This is a genomic window from Haemophilus sp. SZY H53, assembly GCF_054332375.1.
The window spans coordinates 116626-135598 of sequence record NZ_JBTGNV010000001.1 but is presented as its reverse complement, the minus strand read 5'-3'; the positions used below and the strand labels follow the sequence as shown (position 1 = coordinate 135598).

At 37.9% G+C, this 18973-nt stretch carries 20 protein-coding genes; 11 read left to right on the top strand and 9 right to left on the bottom strand.

Annotated features, from left to right (window positions below; genetic code table 11):
- Positions 1–42: 42 nt before the first annotated feature.
- The 4 genes from ACXVWB_RS00775 to rplM form a co-directional block, all read right to left on the bottom strand.
- The gene (locus ACXVWB_RS00775; protein WP_126471568.1) at positions 43–489 is read right to left on the bottom strand and encodes a ClpXP protease specificity-enhancing factor; all 447 of its coding nucleotides are present in this window, start codon (positions 487–489) and stop codon (positions 43–45) included.
- Positions 489–1127 (bottom strand): stringent starvation protein SspA, encoded by a 639-nt coding sequence (sspA, locus tag ACXVWB_RS00770; RefSeq protein WP_126471570.1) that lies wholly within the window; start codon positions 1125–1127, stop codon positions 489–491. Before sspA ends, ACXVWB_RS00775 begins: the two co-directional genes overlap by 1 nt.
- A 228-nt stretch (positions 1128–1355) precedes the next feature.
- On the bottom strand, positions 1356–1748 hold the full coding sequence (gene rpsI, locus ACXVWB_RS00765) for a 30S ribosomal protein S9 (RefSeq protein WP_049355528.1): 393 nt from the start codon (positions 1746–1748) through the stop codon (positions 1356–1358).
- A gap of 16 nt (positions 1749–1764) precedes the next feature.
- Positions 1765–2193, bottom strand: coding sequence for a 50S ribosomal protein L13 (gene rplM / locus ACXVWB_RS00760; protein ID WP_049355529.1), 429 nt, complete (start codon positions 2191–2193; stop codon positions 1765–1767).
- Between the two features lie 320 nt (positions 2194–2513).
- On the opposite strand from rplM, the gene metF reads away from it, so the two are divergent.
- Complete coding sequence (gene metF / locus ACXVWB_RS00755; protein WP_289901693.1) at positions 2514–3401, top strand: methylenetetrahydrofolate reductase; 888 nt, start codon at positions 2514–2516, stop codon at positions 3399–3401.
- A 137-nt stretch (positions 3402–3538) separates the two neighbouring features.
- Here metF and ACXVWB_RS00750 read toward each other — a convergent pair whose 3' ends face one another.
- Positions 3539–4609 carry a TIGR01620 family protein gene (locus tag ACXVWB_RS00750; RefSeq protein WP_289901692.1) on the bottom strand — a complete coding sequence of 357 codons (1071 nt, stop codon included), beginning with the start codon at positions 4607–4609 and terminating at the stop codon, positions 3539–3541.
- Between the two features lie 181 nt (positions 4610–4790).
- Between ACXVWB_RS00750 and ACXVWB_RS00745 the strand changes: the two genes are divergently transcribed.
- From ACXVWB_RS00745 to ACXVWB_RS00735, 3 genes are read left to right on the top strand one after another with little or no spacing between them, the layout of a single operon-like run.
- On the top strand, positions 4791–5897 hold the full coding sequence (locus ACXVWB_RS00745; RefSeq protein ID WP_289901691.1) for a transglutaminase-like domain-containing protein: 1107 nt from the start codon (positions 4791–4793) through the stop codon (positions 5895–5897).
- On the top strand, positions 5872–6234 hold the full coding sequence (locus ACXVWB_RS00740) for a mercuric transporter MerT family protein (protein WP_005695901.1): 363 nt from the start codon (positions 5872–5874) through the stop codon (positions 6232–6234). The genes ACXVWB_RS00745 and ACXVWB_RS00740 overlap by 26 nt, the downstream gene beginning before the upstream one ends.
- 9 nt (positions 6235–6243) lie before the next feature.
- Positions 6244–6522, top strand: coding sequence for a heavy-metal-associated domain-containing protein (locus ACXVWB_RS00735; RefSeq protein WP_289901690.1), 279 nt, complete (start codon positions 6244–6246; stop codon positions 6520–6522).
- A gap of 62 nt (positions 6523–6584) precedes the next feature.
- Here ACXVWB_RS00735 and sodC read toward each other — a convergent pair whose 3' ends face one another.
- Both sodC and ACXVWB_RS00725 read right to left on the bottom strand, forming a co-directional pair.
- Complete coding sequence (sodC, locus tag ACXVWB_RS00730; protein ID WP_005695896.1) at positions 6585–7145, bottom strand: superoxide dismutase family protein; 561 nt, start codon at positions 7143–7145, stop codon at positions 6585–6587.
- A gap of 109 nt (positions 7146–7254) precedes the next feature.
- Positions 7255–8664, bottom strand: a complete 1410-nt coding sequence (locus ACXVWB_RS00725; protein ID WP_289901689.1) for a YcjX family GTP-binding protein — start codon at positions 8662–8664, stop codon at positions 7255–7257.
- An 88-nt stretch (positions 8665–8752) separates the two neighbouring features.
- Here ACXVWB_RS00725 and ACXVWB_RS00720 point away from each other — a divergent pair, with 88 nt between their 5' ends.
- The 6 genes from ACXVWB_RS00720 (at position 8753) to ACXVWB_RS00695 (ending at position 15185) form a co-directional block, all read left to right on the top strand.
- On the top strand, positions 8753–10453 hold the full coding sequence (locus ACXVWB_RS00720) for an ABC transporter substrate-binding protein (RefSeq protein ID WP_289901688.1): 1701 nt from the start codon (positions 8753–8755) through the stop codon (positions 10451–10453).
- Positions 10453–11418: an ABC transporter permease gene (locus tag ACXVWB_RS00715; protein WP_128787245.1), complete on the top strand. Its 966-nt coding sequence runs from the start codon at positions 10453–10455 to the stop codon at positions 11416–11418. Before ACXVWB_RS00720 ends, ACXVWB_RS00715 begins: the two co-directional genes overlap by 1 nt.
- Positions 11408–12295, top strand: a complete 888-nt coding sequence (locus ACXVWB_RS00710) for an ABC transporter permease subunit (RefSeq protein WP_197555727.1) — start codon at positions 11408–11410, stop codon at positions 12293–12295. Before ACXVWB_RS00715 ends, ACXVWB_RS00710 begins: the two co-directional genes overlap by 11 nt.
- A gap of 3 nt (positions 12296–12298) precedes the next feature.
- Positions 12299–13354 carry a peptide ABC transporter ATP-binding protein gene (locus tag ACXVWB_RS00705; RefSeq protein ID WP_197541940.1) on the top strand — a complete coding sequence of 352 codons (1056 nt, stop codon included), beginning with the start codon at positions 12299–12301 and terminating at the stop codon, positions 13352–13354.
- On the top strand, positions 13354–14157 hold the full coding sequence (locus ACXVWB_RS00700; protein WP_289901687.1) for a peptide ABC transporter ATP-binding protein: 804 nt from the start codon (positions 13354–13356) through the stop codon (positions 14155–14157). The genes ACXVWB_RS00705 and ACXVWB_RS00700 overlap by 1 nt, the downstream gene beginning before the upstream one ends.
- Before the next feature lie 95 nt (positions 14158–14252).
- Positions 14253–15185: a bile acid:sodium symporter family protein gene (locus tag ACXVWB_RS00695; protein WP_289901686.1), complete on the top strand. Its 933-nt coding sequence runs from the start codon at positions 14253–14255 to the stop codon at positions 15183–15185.
- A gap of 60 nt (positions 15186–15245) precedes the next feature.
- Here the strand turns inward: ACXVWB_RS00695 and sppA are convergent, their stop codons facing one another.
- Positions 15246–17108, bottom strand: coding sequence for a signal peptide peptidase SppA (gene sppA / locus ACXVWB_RS00690; protein ID WP_289901685.1), 1863 nt, complete (start codon positions 17106–17108; stop codon positions 15246–15248).
- Between the two features lie 111 nt (positions 17109–17219).
- Here sppA and ACXVWB_RS00685 point away from each other — a divergent pair, with 111 nt between their 5' ends.
- On the top strand, positions 17220–17774 hold the full coding sequence (locus ACXVWB_RS00685; protein ID WP_289901684.1) for a nitroreductase family protein: 555 nt from the start codon (positions 17220–17222) through the stop codon (positions 17772–17774).
- A 40-nt stretch (positions 17775–17814) separates the two neighbouring features.
- On the opposite strand, the gene metX is transcribed toward ACXVWB_RS00685, so the two are convergent.
- Positions 17815–18900 (bottom strand): homoserine O-acetyltransferase MetX, encoded by a 1086-nt coding sequence (metX, locus tag ACXVWB_RS00680; RefSeq protein ID WP_049355543.1) that lies wholly within the window; start codon positions 18898–18900, stop codon positions 17815–17817.
- Between the last annotated feature and the right edge of the window lie 73 nt (positions 18901–18973).

Sequence of the window (18973 nt, the reverse complement as noted above, 5' to 3'; positions counted from 1 at the left end):
TCCTAATAAAGATCACTCATTTAGAGCTACTCTTTTTCTTTATCAATCAACAATTCGTAAATGAGATGCTGATTTTTGTATTTTATTTTTAAGTCTAGGCTTATCTACAGCTTCAGAAAAGCTTAAGGGCTGTTCAGATATTGGCTCTCGGTTTAATTCATCGTAAATTTCTTCTGCCTCAAACATTACACCATCACCATTTTCACGAGCGTAAATAGCTAAAGCCGCTCCCATCGGAATATATAACTCACGAGAAATACCTTTAAAACGTGCATTAAACTGAATAAAATCATTCGTTAATTGTAAATTTCCTGTCGCTCCAGCTGAAAGATTTAAGACAATTTGTCCATCTTTTACATATTCTACAGGCACATTAGTACCATAATAATTGGCATCTACAACTAAATATGGTGTGAAATCGTTATCCACTAACCAATCATAATAGGCTCTTAGCAAATAAGGTCGTTTTGGAGAAGATAAATTGGCCATTATTTGTCATCCATTAAATTTTTAGGCGCAGCTTCACCCACTGATTGTAAGAATGAGTCATGGCTAAACACACGATCCATATAACCTTTAATTGCTTTGCTTCCTGTACCAGTAAACTCAACACCCATATTACGTAATTTCCAGAGTAATGGTGCAATATAACAGTCTACTAAACCAAACTCTTCACTCATAAAATAAGGCGTTTGTTGAAAAATTGTAGATACCGCTAACAATTCTTCTTTTAGCTGTTTTAACGCTTCTTCACGCTCAACTCCAGTACCTTTTTCAGCAATTTCTAATGTCGGATACCAATCTTGCTCAATACGTAACATCAACAGGCGGCTCTTAGCTCGAGCTACTGGGTAAACTGGCATTAGTGGCGGATGTGGAAAACGCTCATCAAGATATTCCATAATAATACGTGAGCTGAATAATATTAAATCACGATCTACTAAAGTCGGTAGTGTACCGTAAGGATTTAATTCCATTAAATCTTCTGATAATGCTTGCAAATCCACTTCCTCGTTTTCGTAAGCAACTCCTTTTTCAGCTAAGACAATCTTAACCTGATGACAGTAAATGTCATTTTTATTTGAAAAAAGAGTCATTACTGAACGTTTATTCGATGCATTGGACATTTATTCCTCCGAAGATCCAAAATAATCTATATACTTCTACTTAAAATTGACGACTATTTTAACATAAATGATAGACAAATCGCCAATAATTTCTTATTTTCACTTTAAAATCAAACGGTTAGATAGCAAAATGAAAAATCAAAGAACGGTGATTTTTATTTAACTTACTTTTTACAAGCATAAAAAAAGCAGAGATTGCTCTCTGCTTTCTTGAAACGATAATAAAAATTAACGTTTGGAGTATTGTGGACGACGACGTGCTTTGTGTAAACCCACTTTTTTACGCTCAACGCGACGTGCGTCACGAGTAACGAAGCCAGCTGCACGAAGAGCAGGACGTAAAGTCTCATCATATTCCATTAATGCACGAGTGATACCGTGACGGATTGCACCCGCTTGACCAGAAATACCACCACCTTTAACAGTGATGTATAGGTCTAATTTATCAGTTAATTCCACTAATTCTAACGGTTGACGTACGATCATACGAGCTGTTTCGCGACCGAAATATACGTCTAATCCACGTTGGTTAATAGTGATTTTACCACTGCCCGGTTTGATAAATACACGAGCTGAAGAGCTTTTGCGGCGACCTGTGCCGTAGTTTTGATTCTCTGCCATTTCCTAAACCTCGTGATTAAATGTCTAATACTTGTGGTTGTTGTGCTGCGTGTTGGTGTTCTGCACCCGCATACACTTTTAATTTACGGAACATTGCACGGCCTAATGGACCTTTTGGCAACATACCTTTAACCGCAATTTCAATCACCGCTTCAGGACGGCGAGCGATCATTTCTTTGAAAGTCGCTTGTTTGATACCACCTACATAGCCAGTGTGCCAGTAGTAAAGTTTATCTGTTTCTTTACGACCAGTTACTGCCACTTTATCTGCGTTGATAACAACGATGTAATCGCCAGTATCTACGTGTGGAGTGTACTCAGCCTTGTGTTTACCACGAAGACGACGCGCTAATTCAGTAGCTAAACGACCTAAAGTTTTACCTGTCGCATCTACCACATACCAGTCACGTTTTACTGTTTCTGGTTTTGCTACAAAAGTTTTCATTAATTAATTACCAAAATATAAGTTTGATACCCAGTGTTCCATATTGATTGAAACACAACCATTAATCTTAATCTCCACCCCTTCGAGTGTGATCTCGATAAAATAATACACAGTGGGAATCTGTGTATTTACAGGGTCGGCATATTATACCTATTTTCAATAAAAATGCTAACTTTTTGTTCAAAAAACTCATTTTATTTATAGAACACAAAAATAAACATTAATTAATTTCATGATTTTTATGAAACAATTGAAATTGACGCATGTTTATTCTTATCTTATGATAAATGCATTCTAATAAAAATATGAGAAAGCATGCTATGAGCTACGCAAAAGAAATTGACACATTAAACCAACATCTTGCCGACATTAACAAAAAAATCAATGTATCCTTCGAGTTCTTTCCTGCTAAAAATGAAAAAATGGAAAGTATGCTTTGGGATTCTATTCATCGCTTAAAAGAATTAAATCCTAAATTTGTTTCCGTAACCTATGGCGCAAACTCTGGTGAACGTGATCGTACACATAGCATAGTAAAAGCCATTAAAGCAGAAACAGGTTTAGAAGCCGCTCCTCATTTAACGGGTATTGATGCGACACCTGAAGAATTAAAAGAAATTGCAAAAGATTATTGGGATAGCGGTATTCGTCGCATCGTCGCATTGCGTGGTGATGAACCAAAAGGTTATGAAAAGAAACCATTCTATGCAGCTGACCTAGTTGAACTACTCCGCTCCGTAGCTGATTTTGATATCTCGGTTGCCGCATATCCAGAAGTTCACCCTGAAGCAAAATCAGCGCAAGCAGATTTAATCAATTTAAAACGTAAAATTGATGCCGGTGCCAATCATGTCATTACTCAATTTTTCTTTGATATTGATAATTACCTTCGCTTCCGTGATCGCTGTGCGTCTATTGGCATTGATGCTGAAATTGTACCTGGCATTCTCCCTGTAACCAACTTTAAACAACTTCAAAAAATGGCATCGTTTACGAATGTAAAAATTCCAGCATGGTTGACTAAGGCTTATGAAGGATTAGATGACGATCCAACGACTCGTAATCTTGTTGCAGCAAGCATCGCAATGGAGATGGTAAAAATTCTTTCTCGTGAAGGCGTAAACGATTTCCACTTTTATACATTAAACCGTAGTGAACTGACTTATGCGATTTGCCATACATTAGGCATTCGCCCTAAGTCTAATTAAATATTCGGCTAAACTAAATTCAAGCTATAGATAGAATTCTCCTACGTAACCCTCTTTTCAGGGATATCATAAAACCAGCACCTAATTGTTGATTATTTGTTCAAGATTAGGTGCATATCAATTCTAAATTGAAGTTTTTAATATATATCCTCTGTTTCCCTTGCTTTATTTTTACCTAACACAACATCTTTCATCACCGTCAGCAACTCTTTTTGAACATGAGAAAGTTTTGGTTTTTCGGCTTTCTCAAATGCAAGAGGACGACAAAACTCCATCGCCTTAATGCCCAATCGAGCCGTCAATAATCCCACGCCGATCCCCTGCGCAGCGCGTGCAGAAAGTTTTGCGGTAATATTTTGAGAAAGCCAATCCATCCCTAAATCTTGCACGATTTCAGTCGCACCAGCAAAAGCGAGATTCACTAACACTATTCTGAGCAAACGAAGACGGGTAAAATAGCCAAGCTCAATCCCATAAATCGCTGCAATTTTATTGATTAAACGAATATTTCGCCATGCAATAAAAAACATATCAATAACGGCCAAAGGACTGATTGCGACAATCACCGCTGATTCCGCTGCCATTTTCGTAATCAGTTTTTTTGCTTTTTTATCAAAAGATTGCAACACCGTTTGACTAAATAAATGGGTAACTTCGCGAGCAGAATAACTTTCATTAAGTTGCTTTTCCCATTGAACAATTGCGGGATGCTGCGAATCCAATTTTAAGGTATCGGCAATGGACAAACACAAGGCTTTTCCTTTATCGCTATCTTGCTCTGAAAAAACGTGATGATTTTCGACCGCACTTTCACCTATTAATCGCTGACTTTGTTCTTGTAAATTCAAACGTTTTTTAAGTTTCACCAAACGTCGCCATTCTGCGATAATTTCAGATAAACCAAACAACACAACGACAAAACTCACTAACGCAAAAGCAAGGTAAATCCATTGTTGATTTTGATAAGTATCCCAAATCCATTGAACAGATTGCGCAACCGTCGCCCCTAAAAATAAAAGTGCGGTCAATTTCAAAGCCGTTTTCCAACCACTCGATTTAGGCTTCACAATTTGCTCAAATTGCTCGTCCAACAACTCCCCTTCTAAAGGTTCGTTATCAATGGTGGTTTCAACATTATGAAATTCTTGTTTAGGCAGAATTTCTTCCTCTTCGACTTGTTGAGATTGTGTGAAAATTTGTTTTGTCATTATTCTTTCCAATAAAAATAGAAACGGTATTTTACTTCGAATTTCTTTAGCAAATCTTAAATGGCTGAAATAAAAAAGCAATATTGACTAGAAAATAAAATGAGCTACTATAGCCATTGTCCACAATTAGTTTATCTAATGTGTTAAGTTTTAACTGTTAACTAACTAGAGGGATCTTTTCATGAAGAAACTTATCGCCACTGCGGTGCTCTCCGCATGTTCTATGGCTTACGCCAATACCGACATTCCAAACTACAATACCGATTCTCATCTGTATGAATTCACTCAAACTTATGATTTAGTTGCGCCAAAAGGTTCGCAAGGACAAGCGAATCTGTGGGTGCCTTTACCATTTAATGGTGAGTATCAACAGGTAAAATCTATCCATTTTGAAGGTAACTATTTGGATGCCTATGTGACAGAAAACAACAAATATGGTGCGAAAACGCTCTTTGCGACTTGGGATAAAGATGCACAAAAACGCGATTTAAAAATCACAATGGTGATTGAAACCAAAGATCGTGAACCAATGGTTAAAGGTGCATTAGAAAATTACAAACCACCAAAAGATATTCACTATTCTGTTGATGTACAAGAATATTTAAAACCGACTCAACATATTAAAACTGATGGCATTGTGAAACAGTTCGCCGATAAAATTGTGGGCACTGAAACTAATCCATTGAAAAAAGCTGAGTTGATTCACCAATGGATCGTCAATAATATGGAACGTGATAATTCCGTTTTAGGCTGTGGCGATGGTGATGTAGAAAAAATTCTGACCACTGGTGTGTTAAAAGGTAAATGTACTGATATTAACTCTGTTTTCGTTGCACTTGCTCGTGCCAGCGGTATTCCTGCTCGTGAAATTTTCGGTATTCGTTTAGGTGCAGCGGATAAAATGGGCAAATACTCCAAAGGTGCATTCGGTAGCGCGGACGAACATGGCGTAGCAAACGTAAGCGGTGGTCAGCATTGTCGTGCTGAGTTCTATCTTGCGGGATTCGGCTGGGTGCCTGTTGATTCTGCAGACGTGGCCAAAATGCGTTTAGCAGAGAAAAAATCGGTTGATGATCAGGATACACAAGCCGTTGCCAAATACTTATTCGGTAACTGGGAAGCAAACTGGGTAGGATTTAATCATGCTCGTGATTTCGATTTATATCCACAACCAGAACTTGCTCCACTCAACAACTTTGGCTATCCGTATGCTGAAGTGGGCGGCGACCCGTTAAATTCCTTTGACCCGAAAGAATTTAAATATGACTACATCTCTAAAAAGCTCTAATAAATCTTTTTGGGTTGCGATTGCCACCGCACTAAGTGCTGCGGTGGCATCAACCTTGTGCTGCATTGCGCCTTTAATCTATTTAGTATTTGGCGTGTCATCCACATGGTTGATTGGCTTGGGTGAATATGATTATTTACGCATTCCTATGCTTATCGTTTCATTATGCGCCTTTGCCTACGGCTTTTGGTTGCTGATGTTTTCAAAAAAAATCATTTGCAGCAAATACATTTCCCGTAAAAAGCTCATTGTTTTGTATTGGATTGTATTTATCGTCATGCTCTTTTTCTTAACTTATCCAACCATTTTACCGTGGATTTTAGAGCTTTCTAATTAGGAACAAAAAATGAAGAAATTAACGACCACACTTTTGCTTTCATTATTCACTTTATCTATCGCACAAGCGGAAGAAACAAAGCAACTTGTGCTAAAAGTGAATGAAATGAACTGCCAGCTTTGTGCTTATTTAGTGAATAAAGAGTTACGCAATATTGATGGCGTGATTTCCACTAAAGCCTCCATTAAAGATAGAACTGTGACTGTTGTGGAAGATCCAAAAGTTGCTGATGAGCAGTTAATTAATGCAATTCATAAATTGGAATATACGGCGGAAGTGGTTAAGTAACCTGATAAAAAATAAAAGTGCGGTCAAAATTGACCGCACTTTTTTATCTTTCGATAATCGAATTATTTAATCACGCCACATGCCATACGTGGGCCGCCACCGCCAAGTGGAGCTGGATGATCTGAGTGGTTGTCACCACCTGCGTGAATCATAATAGAATGACCACGAACTTCATCTAATTTTTTAAGACGTGGCGCTAAAACAGGGTTAGTTGCTGTACCATCATGTAATACAGTTAAAGCAGGTAAGTCACCTAAGTGAGCATCATCTTGCCATGGGTAACCGTGTTGTTTTGCACCTTTAGGATCCCAGTGACCGCCAGCCGCTAAACCTGCGGTTAATTTACCGTCTTTTTCTTTTGGATCACAGCTTGGATTTTCATGAATGTGGAAACCATGTAAACCTTCAGCTAAACCTTGTAGATTTGGTGTAAACACTAAACCATAATTTGATTCAGTAATAGTTACAGTCCCTACATCCTTGTTACCATTTGCAGGATCTAATTGTTGTACTTTTACTTCGATTGAAGGACCTGCTGGTTTTGCCATATGGTCATGTGCATTTGCCACGCCAGCAGCACAAATTCCGCTGATTGCTAATGCTAAGAGAGTTTTCATTTTCATTATAAGCTCCTTTACTTTAGAAAGACTCAAATTAATTCTACCTAAATACCAATAAAAAAATAGTGGTTTATATTAAATATTTGACAATTAAATTGATTTGACTTTTCTATCAATCAAACCTATCCGCCAATAAAAACTGTAAAACTGCATCCATTCTTAAATGCGGAATGCTTTCACCTTGTTGTAAAACTTGAGGTTCAAAGGAATCAAAATCAAAAGATTGTTTTGACCAGAACTCTGCACTAGGTAGTTTACTTGGTACAGACCCCGGATAAAGCGTAATAAGTTGCTTATCTACAGAACGCACTCCTTGAATAGCTTTGATTTGTTTACCGTTTTGATTAACTAAAACTTGTTTTGTCGCTCGAATCGCAGCAATTGCCGTATATTCTGTATCAATCCCCTCAAATTCTACATGACGACCACCCTCTTGCACCAATTGGCGCATTAGGCTAATTAAATTTTGAATTTGATCTGTCGTGATATGATCGGCTTTTGTTGCCACAAACATGAGCTTATCAATATTTGGGGAAAACAAGCGATTAAGTAAATTACGTTTTCCATAATGGAAATTTTTGAAAAGCTGATTAAGCCCTGTTTGCATATCAATAAAAGCTTGTTGGCTATGATTTAATGGTGTTAAGCAATCGGCTAAAATTACTTGGCGATCAAAGGTGGAAAAATAATTTTCATAAAAGCCTTTCACTACCTTATTACGATAATAATCATATCTCTTATTCAACACGGTAAAATAGCTATTGGATTTCGCCTCTCTTTTCAATTTTTGCCATTGCTCCTCGGACAAATGCAATAACGGGAAAAATTGTAATACAGGTGCGCCTTCTAATTCACCAGGTAAAACAAATCGGCCAGGTTGAATAAATTGCATTCCTTCTGCTTTACAAGCAAGCAAATAATCGGTGTAAGATTTTGCAATCTGCGCTAAAACATCTTCATTGACGACCGCACTTAGGTCGAGTTTTTTCAGTTTATCCAACCAATCTTGCGCAAACTGTTGACGAATACCCGATGTAATTTTGGCTTGTTCGAGCGACCATTGTTGAAAATCTAGATTTAGCAAAGGTAAATCCAATAACCATTCACCAGGATAATCAAAAATATCTAAATATAATGTGCCACGTTCTTTAAAATGACGAAGTAAGCCCGATTGGCGTTCAAAACGAATAGCAAGGCGTGTTTCACTTACGCCTCGAGTAGATTGACACCATTGTGGAGGATTATTCATTAAATCATTGAGATTCGCTTCATAATCAAAACGTGGAATACTTAAATCCTGCTGAGGAACACGTTTTACCGCTAAAATAGATTGATTTCGAGCAGCCTCAAATAAAGGAAGATGAGCATTTCCCTCTTGATTAATATGTAACAATTGATTAATCAAACTCGTAATAAAGGCTGTTTTACCGCTTCGACTTAGCCCTGTCACAGCTAAACGTAAAGTGCGGTCAAATCCACGATTGATTATTTGATTAATTTCCCGATTAATTGATTTAAACATATCCTAAAAATCCAATAACTAGCCATTTTTGCCAAGATATTTTACAATTCACTCAATTTATCACAAAACGGTCTTTAATGATAAAGCTATGTTACGTCGAAATGTCACTTTTTGTTTTTTATTGTGTGGGTTGAGCCAAATTAATCTGGCACAAGCCGCCCCAAGCATACCCAAAATGCTGACAGAAAACGGCTTAACATACTGCACGAATGCATCGGGTTTTTCCTTTAACCCGCAAACTGCTGACGCGGGCACCAGTATGAATGTGGTGACGGAACAAATTTATAACAAATTGTTTGATATTAAAGACCATAGTGCTGCGCTTGTTCCAGTATTAGCACAATCCTATTCTCTTTCATCTGACGGTAAACAAATTCTCATTAATCTTCGTAAAGGGGTGAAATTCCATCGTACTCCTTGGTTTACACCAACACGTGACTTTAATGCAGAAGATGTGGTCTTTTCGATTAATCGTGTTTTAGGGCATGATACTTATCTGCCAACACTTTCAGATGACGTAGTAACCTATAAAAATCCACAATATAGAATCTTCCACGAGCAAGCCAAAAAGGTTCACTTTCCATATTTTGAAAGTATTAAGCTGAATCAAAAAATTAAAAGTATCACAGCAACCAATCCTTATCAGGTCAAGATTGAGCTGTTTGAACCCGATGCCTCAATTCTGTCGCATCTTGCCAGTCAATATTCTATTATTTTCTCTCAAGAATATGCGTATCAATTAAGTGCAGATGATAATCTCACCCAATTGGACACACACCCTGTTGGCACGGGTCCTTATCAAGTAAAAGATTACGTTTATAACCAATATGTTCGCTTGATACGCAATGAAGCTTATTGGGAAAAGAAAGCCAAAATTGAAAATATTATTGTGGATCTTTCGGCGGATCGTACAGGGCGTTTAATTAAATTCTTTAATAATGAATGTCAAATCGCGTCTTATCCTGAAGTCAGCCAACTCGGTTTGTTAAGCGAAAAAGATGATCGTTATTATCTGCAATCTACGGATGGAATGAACTTGGCCTATTTGGCTTTCAATTTCCAAAAGCCATTAATGCAAGATAAAACTATTCGTCAAGCCATTTCGCAAAGCTTAAACCGTTTTAGAATTGTGCGAAATATTTACCACAATACAGCAACCGTAGCGAATAACATTATCCCTGATATTTCTTGGGCTTCTGCAATTAATACGCCTGATTTTTCTTATGATTATCAGCCCTCAGAAGCGGAAAAAACGTTACGCGATAAAAAACTCACGTTAAAGATGTGGGTAATAAACGAAGAGCAAGTATATAACCCTGCACCAATTAAAATGGCGGAACTCATTAAATGGGATTTAGCCAAAGCAGGAGTGGATATTAAAGTGCGGTCAGTAACGCGCACGTTTTTGATCGAACAATTGCGCAAAGGCACTGAAGATTACGATTTAATCTTAACGGGTTGGCTTGCTGGAAACCTTGATCCTGACGGTTTTATGCGCCCGATTTTAAGTTGTGATACACAAAAGGAAATCACTAATCTATCCAATTGGTGTAACCCTGAATTCGATAAGATGATGGATCGTGCACTATCCACCAATCATTTGTATGAACGCTCTAAAGCGTATAACAATGCGCAAGAGCTCATTTTAAACGAATTACCTATTGTGCCAATTGCAAACGTAAAACGACTTTTAGTCGCACGTGGTAATGTAAAAGGAATTGAAATGACCCCATTTGGGGGCATCAATTTTTCTACCTTGTATTTCATGAAAAATAAGGAGAAAAAATAATGCTCTTTTCAGCAATTCGTTATGTCATTTGGGTAAGCATTTTATTATTGGTTTTATCCGTATTAAGTTTTGTGATTTTAATGCGAGATCCGCTCAATGCTGATCTTGTCACAAACAACATTTATAGTGCTTATTATCATTACCTTACATCATTGTTACAGGGCGATTTAGGAATTACCTATAACGGCGGAGAATCGTTAAAAGATTTAATTTTTACGGTATTACCACCCACATTAGAGCTCTGTTTTACCGCACTTTTATTGGCTTGTATCTTAGGTATTCCTCTCGGCGTATTAAGTGCGGTCTATAATCAGCGCCCTTGTGCACGTGCATTGCAAAGTATCTCTAATATTGGTTTGTCTATTCCTATTTTCTGGTTTGCCCCGATTTTACTCTATGTAGCAGCGATTCAAAGCTGGGAGATTGCAGCCATTGGGCAGTATAATTTACTGTATGAAATCAAACCTATCACAGGCTTCCCTACCATTGATATGTGGTTTGTTGATGTCCCTTACAGAACCAAAATCGTACAAAACGTTTTACAGCATTTAGCCTTACCGACATTAGTACTTTGTATTCTGCCGACAATGGAATTTATCCGAATCATTCAGCAACGAGCTGATTATTTACTTCAACAAGAATATGCCAAAGCGGCTGTAACACGTGGATGGTCGAAATGGACGATTTTAAAACGTTACGTTTTTCGTAATACATTTCCATTATTGATTCCACAGCTTACTCGCGTATTTACCTTAGTATTAACACAATGTATGTTGGTAGAAAACGTTTTAGGTTGGCCAGGAATCGGACGTTGGCTGATTGATGCCGTAACCCAACAAGATTACAACAGTATTTCGGCTGGTGTCGTAGTGATCGGTGTTTGCATCATCATTATTGATACCTTAGCCAAGTCGCTGATGTTTATGTTAGATCCATTTAATAAGAAGGGCTGGTATGCAAGATAGAGAACCTGATGAATTTCGCGAAAGCACCTCCTTCTTTCAAATTTGGTTGCTTTTCCGCCAAAATCGTGTGGCATTATTTAGTTTCTATTTATTTGTTATCCTGATTTTGGTCGCTATTTTCCCGAAACTCATCATGCCTTATAGCGAAAGCATGGAGTTTGTGGGAGAAGAATTGATGCCGCCATCTTGGGTAGAAAAAGGTCGTATCGCCTTTTTCTTTGGCACGGACGATCTTGGCCGAGATGTACTCAGTCGATTAATAATGGGGACACAATACACTCTTGGTTCATCCCTTTTGGTGGTTATCGCTGTGGCAATTATTGGGGGCGCACTAGGTATTCTTGCGGGTATGTCTGACGGGATTAAAGCGCGTTTTTTAGGTCATTTTTTTGATGCTTTTTTATCGATTCCTATTTTGCTGATTGCCATTATCATTTCCACGTTAATGGAACCAAGCTTAATGAATGCGATGTTTGCTACCCTATTGGCTATTTTGCCGTATTTTGTGCATGCCATTTATCAAGCGATTCAGCAAGAGCTGAAAAAAGACTATGTTCTCTTACTCAAATTAGATGGGATTTCAAACTGGGAGCTATTAAAAAGCACAATTTTGCCGAATATTAGTGCCATCTATACGCAAGAAATCGCTCGTGCGTTTGTGGTGGCAATTTTAGATATCACAGCATTAAGCTTTATTTCTCTTGGTGCGCAACGCCCTATGCCAGAATGGGGGGCGATGATCAAAGACTCACTGGAGTTAATTTATCTTGCGCCTTGGACTGTCTTATTACCTGGTTTTGCTATTATTTTTACCATTTTATTAAGCATTATTTTTACTAACGGATTGTGTCAAGCAATCAATAAATATTACGAGTAACCCATGGCGCTGTTAGATATTCGCAATCTTAATATTGAAATTCAAACACCAAACGGCCGCATAAAAATTGTGGACGGTGTCAATCTTTCGCTTAATGAAGGTGAAATTCTAGGACTTGTCGGTGAGTCAGGTTCAGGTAAAAGTTTAATTGCTAAAGTAATCAGTAATTCTATTAAAGACAACTGGATTGTCACGGCTGACCGTTTTCGTTTTAATGATGTTGAATTACTTAAACTGACACCTAATCAACGTCGAAAAATCGTTGGAAAAGAAATTTCAATGATCTTTCAAAATCCATTAAGCTGCCTGGACCCAAGTCGAAAAATCGGCAAACAGCTTATCCAAAGTATTCCCAATTGGACCTTTAAAGGCCGTTGGTGGCAATGGTTTGGTTGGAAAAAACGTCGCGCAATTGAATTGCTACACCGTGTAGGTATTAAAGATCACCAAGACATTATGGCAAGTTATCCAGATGACCTCACTGAAGGTGAAGGCCAAAAAGTGATGATCGCCGTAGCAGTGGCTAATCAACCTCGTCTATTAATTGCGGACGAACCCACGAATTCTTTGGAATCTATTACGGCCTTGCAAATTTTCCGTTTGCTTTCGAGCATGAATCAAAACCAAGGCACAACGATTTTATTAGCAAGTAACGATCTTAAAAGTATCAGCGAATGGTGTGATAGTATTTCCGTCCTTTATTGTGGGCAAAATACAGAGTCTGGGCCAACCGACCAAATATTAGAAATGCCTCACCATCCTTATACGCAGGCATTACTTTACTCTGTGCCGGATTTTAGTCGTCCTTTAAATTTTAAAAGCAAATTAGGGACACTAGAAGGCACAGTGCCGATTTTGGAGCAAATGCCTATTGGTTGTCGTTTAGGGCCACGTTGTCCTTTCGCTCAACGTGAATGTATTCAAAAACCAAGCCGCTATCGTATTAAACAGCATGAATTCTCCTGCCATCATCCGATCAACCTTCGAGAACGGCAGTTTAAAGATAAAGTGGCCGCTTCACCGCTTACGCTCAACACAGAATCAAAAGGAAACGAATAATGCCATTATTGAAAGTGGAAAATCTCAGTAAAACCTTTGATGGTCCAGCCAAACTTTTTGGCTCTGAGCAGTTTTATGCGGTAAAGGACGTCAGCTTTTCGCTTAGTCGGAAAGAAACACTTGCGATTATTGGTAAAAATGGTTCAGGAAAATCGACCTTAGTGAAAATGATCGCAGGGATTACGCCCCCGACTTCGGGGAAAATCTTATTTAATGATTTACCGCTCCAATTTGAAGATTTTCACTATCGTGCACAACATATCCGAATGGTTTTACAAGATGCAAATTCAGCGTTTAATCCTCGGTTGAATATTGGCCAAGCCTTAGATGCACCGCTGCGATTAATTACCGACTGGGATGAAGAAACACGTAATCAAAAGATCTTTGAAACCCTTTCGTTAGTAGGACTTTACCCTGATTACACCAATCTTAAAATTAAACATCTCTCTGTTAGTCAAAAACAGCGGATCGCTTTGGCTCGTGCACTCATTCTGCAGCCTGAAGTGATTATTATCGATGACGCACTTGGTACATTAGATGCCTCTGTTCGTGTTCAATTGCTTAATCTAATTCTAGATTTACAAGAACATTTAGGTATTTCCTATATTTATGTCGGACAACACTTAGGGATTATCAAACATATTGCGGATCAAGTCTTGGTGATGGATGAAGGTGAAATTATCGAGTCAGGTACACCAAGAGAGATCTTTACCAATCCTCAAAATAATATCACTCGCCTTCTTGTAGAAAGCCATTTTGGTCAATTACTCGATAAAAATGCTTGGCAAACAACCACTTCCTAAGCATCTTCAAATACAAGTTAGACATAGACATCTCAAAAAAACATCTTTAAAATTGACCGCTCTTTTCATTCTTTTAACAAAATAGGAAAGCAACTATGCAAGCATTATTAAAACTCACTAACTTTGTGAGCAAAACTTTCGCATTATGGGCGATTGTTTTTGCTCTTCTCGCCTTTCTCTTCCCAGCACAATTTAAAATTTTTGCACCATTCATTCCTTACCTTTTAGGTTTAGTAATGTTTGGTATGGGGATTACCTTAACGTTTGCTGATTTCAGTGAAGTGGCTAAACATCCTAAATCTGTATTCATTGGTGTAGCAGGTCAATTTATCATTATGCCTGCTATCGCATTCGGATTAGCAAAAGCCTTTGATTTACCTGCTGATTTAGCAGTTGGTGTGATTCTGGTGGGTTCTTGCCCGGGTGGTACTTCATCAAACGTAATGACCTATTTAGCGAAAGGTAATACTGCGCTTTCTGTCGCTTGTACGACAATTTCAACCTTACTTTCACCAGTATTAACGCCTGCTATTTTCTATGTATTGGCAAGTCAATGGTTAGATATTAATGCGGGTGCCATGTTTATGTCTGTATTAAAAATGGTATTGTTCCCCATTTTCTTAGGTTTAGTCGTTCGTGCGCTCTTCAAAAAACAAGTGGAACAAGCAAGCCAAACGATGCCATTAGTCTCTGTTATTTCTATCGTCTTAATCTTGGCGGCCGTTGTAGCAGTAAGTAAAGATAAAATCGTAGAATCAGGTCTATTAATTTTCAGTGTAGTGGTTTTACATAACTGCTTAGGTTATTTAATTGGTTACTTTGCGGCAAAATTATTTAAACTTAATACGGCGGATAGTAAAGCTGTAGCAATTGAAGTGGGTATGCAAAACTCAGGTTTAGGCGCCGCACTGGCAGCGGCTCATTTCAACCCGATTGCAGCGGTACCAAGTGCTTTATTTAGTTTCTGGCACAATGTATCGGGTCCAATTCTAGCGAATATTTTCTCTAATATCAAAAATGAAAAATAAGCGATTTGGGTAAAAAATAAGGGCGGAAATTACATTCCGCCCTTTTTGTATTTTACAGTTTTACTTAACCGAACCACAATTTAAACAATACAAATACTGCCCTTTTGGATCATTAAATTTAGTCAATACATTCAGTTGTTTTTTCACTTGATGTACTTCCTGTGGCAATCCCAACCAATTTGTCAGTAAAGCTTGGCCTTTTTGTTTAAGCTTGCGATCTAATTTAGCTAAGAAGCTATTATCTTCATCAACCAACCATTGTACACTAAAATTATCCATGTATTTATCAGGATGTTGATTGACTAGCGCGACCACTTTATCAATGGCTATATCAATATCACCTAATTCGTCGACTAAGCCGTTTTTCTGTGCATCTTGTCCTAACCAAACTTGGCCTTGAGCAATTTTATCCACTTTATCTTTTGATAATTGACGCCCACGGCTTACCACATCTAAGAAACGATCATAACCATTTTCAATACTGAGTTGGTAAATATCCTGAGTATTTTTACTCAATGGACTTAAAGCTGAGGTTTCCGCGAGATCTGTTGTCGCTACGCCATCGGTACTCATTCCCATTTTTTTGATTGTATTTTCAAAGGTTGGGAATAATGCAAAAATCCCTATTGAGCCTGTAATCGTATTTTTATCCGCTACGATATAGTCGGCAGTTGAAGAAATCCAATAACCACCAGAAGCGGCCATGCCTCCCATTGATACTACAACAGGTTTGCCTGCTTTTTGAAGATTTTCAGTTTCCTGGCGAATAATTTCAGAGGCAAATGCACTGCCACCCGGTGAGTTAACACGGAGAACAACAGCCTTCACTTTCTCGTTATTGTAGGCCTGTCTTAATAACTTCGCAATAGTATCGCCACCTGCAGATTCTTCATCACTTTCACCATCAATAATCGTCCCCTCTACATTCACTACCGCAACGATATTTTTTTCATTTGGATCGACAGAGAAACGATCACCTAAATCAGATAAATAATCTTCAAAATCTAATAATTTGGTATTTCCCTCTGTATCTTGACCAAAAAGTGCGGTCAATTTTTTATCTAAATCCAATCTCGTCGCAAACTGAGTGACTAACTGACGTTTTTTCACATAAGCCGTTTCATCACCTTTTAATGCCTTTAAATCACTAATATACTTTTGTGCATTCGGTAATACATCATTAGCGGTAATATGACGATTAGCTATTAATGTTTGCATATAATTTTGCCACATACCTCCAAGCCATTTTTGCATATTCGCTTTTGCTTCTGGCGACATATCATCACGCAAGAACGGTTCTACCGCGGACTTATAAGTCCCTACACGAAAAATATGCGGTGTAATTTCAAGTTTTTCGAGCATAGATTTAAAGTAAAGATTTTCCTGACGCAAACCTTGAATACCAACTTGCCCAATTGGATTGAGATAAATGTCATCCGCAAAACTCGCAAGGAAATATTGTGCCTGCGTGTAATTGTCGGCATAAGCAATAACTGGCTTTTCTGACTCTTTGAAACTTTGAATCGCTTTTCCTACATACTCTAATGATGGAAGATCGCCCCCTTCAAAATCATTTAAATTCAATACTAAACCACGAATACGTTCATCATCTTTCGCAGATAAAATACTTTGCACCACATCAAAAGTGGAATATTTATAAGAGACTTTTTCATCATTTAAACGTTGAAATTCCTCTTGCCAACTCAGCATATCTTCCGTGTTATCTGCAAGATAGCCTGTTAAATTTAAATATAATGCGCCTTGATCGCCCGATAAAACTTGGCTTTTCTTGCCATCACTAAAAAGGCTGACAAGCACAATCAACGCTAAAACAAATAATAAGAACACAAAATTCATCACAAGATTTCGGATAAAATTGAGCGCTTTACAACAAAATTTCAATACGCTTAATATGACATTCATGTGAAATTAAACCTTTTAAAACAGAAATAAAAATTGTGCGTAGCCTATCATAAAGTCCTATGAAAAACTATGTTATAATCAACCGCACTTAACTGGAAGAAGGAAAATACTATGGATGCATTAACTCTTTTAACACAACGCAAATCCAATAAAAAATTAACAGCCCCCGCCCCTAACCAAGTGCAATTAGAGCAAATGTTTCAAGCCGCTTTACGTGCACCTGATCATGGTAAACTCGAACCTTATCATTTTGTCGTGATGCAAGGCACTGGTTTAAGTAAATTAGAAGGCTTGCTCAAAGCATCTGTGGCTGAATTTGATTTAGGTGAAGATAGATTAAAAAAAGCAGAGAATTTTGCACGCCGCGCACCAATGGTTATTGCCGTCATTGCTAAAATTAATCATGAAGTCGCCAAAGTTCCTGGTTGGGAACAAATGCTTACTGCAGGTGCAGCAACTTATGCCCTTCAACTTGCAGGTAATTCGCTTGGCTTTGAGAGCTTTTGGGCAACGGGTCCACTTATTGAAGGACGTGAATTACGTGAAGCATTTGGCTGTGGTAAAAATGATAAGATTGTTGCCTTATTACAAATTGGTACAGCAGCTGAAAAATTAGAAAAAGACTGTAAACCAAAAGATTTATCACGTTTCGTGAGCCATTTATAAAAATCAAAAAAGGCGGAAGTTTCCGCCTTTTCTGTTTATTTTATTCTAACTCGCCTTCTATTCCGCTTCGAATTTTGTGCTCAAACGCCGTATAATCCACTAAAAAGGCATCATGTCCATAATCCGATGGGAATTCGTAAAATTTTAAATCGACTCCCGCTTGTTCTAAAAGCTGTTTACTTTTATGTAAATCAACAGATTTAAATAATTGATCGGTCGTTACTGAAACTAATGTATAGCATGCCTTAATTCGAGATAAGGCTTCTTTTACATCAATATATCCCATACTTGGATCATACAGATCGAGCGCTCGCAATAAATGTAAATAGGAATTAGCATCAAAACGATCTAAGAATTTTTGACCTTGATAACTTAGATAGGACTCCACTTGAAAGTGATCCCCCCAGAATTGCCCGTCAGATTTAGTCGCTCGACCAAATGCCTTCGCCAATTGCAAATCAGTGCGATAGGTTAGCATACCCAGCATTCGAGCTATCGAAAGGCCTTGGTGAGGTGGAGTCCCCTCATAATAATCACCATGATTAAAATTTGGATCATTGATTATTGCTTGACGCATAACATGATTAAACCCAATGGCTTCCGCACTAAAAAAAAGAGAAGAGCATAGATTTACAATATTATCCATAAAATCGGGATAATCAATTGCCCACTGTGTGGCTTGCATTCCACCAAAAGAGCCACCTACGATTGCTTTTAAATGCGTGATGCCGAGATAATCAAGTAAGGCTTTTTGCACTTTGATAATATCTTGAACAATGATATTTGGGAACTGGCTACCATAAGGTTTTCCAGTAGTTGGATTAATCGAACTCGGACCTGTTGTACCTTTACAACCACCTAATACATTTGAGCAAATAAAAAAATATTTAGATGTATCAAAAGCGAGACCTTCGCCCATAAAGTTTTGCCACCAACCGTCTTTATTCGGTTCATCAAAATAAGGTTCTGCGTCTCCTGTTAAGGCATGGCAAACCAGAACAACATTGCTTTTATCTGCATTTAAAGTGCCATAAGTTTTATATGCCACATTGATAGGCGAAAGCTGTCCGCCCAATGCTAATTGAAGTGGATAGTCTTCAAAAAGCGCAACATTTTGCACAGCCATAAAATGATAACCCTTTCCGTTGATAGTTTACCAATTATCAACAGCTTATTTTTTTTGTCAAGAAATTTTAGAC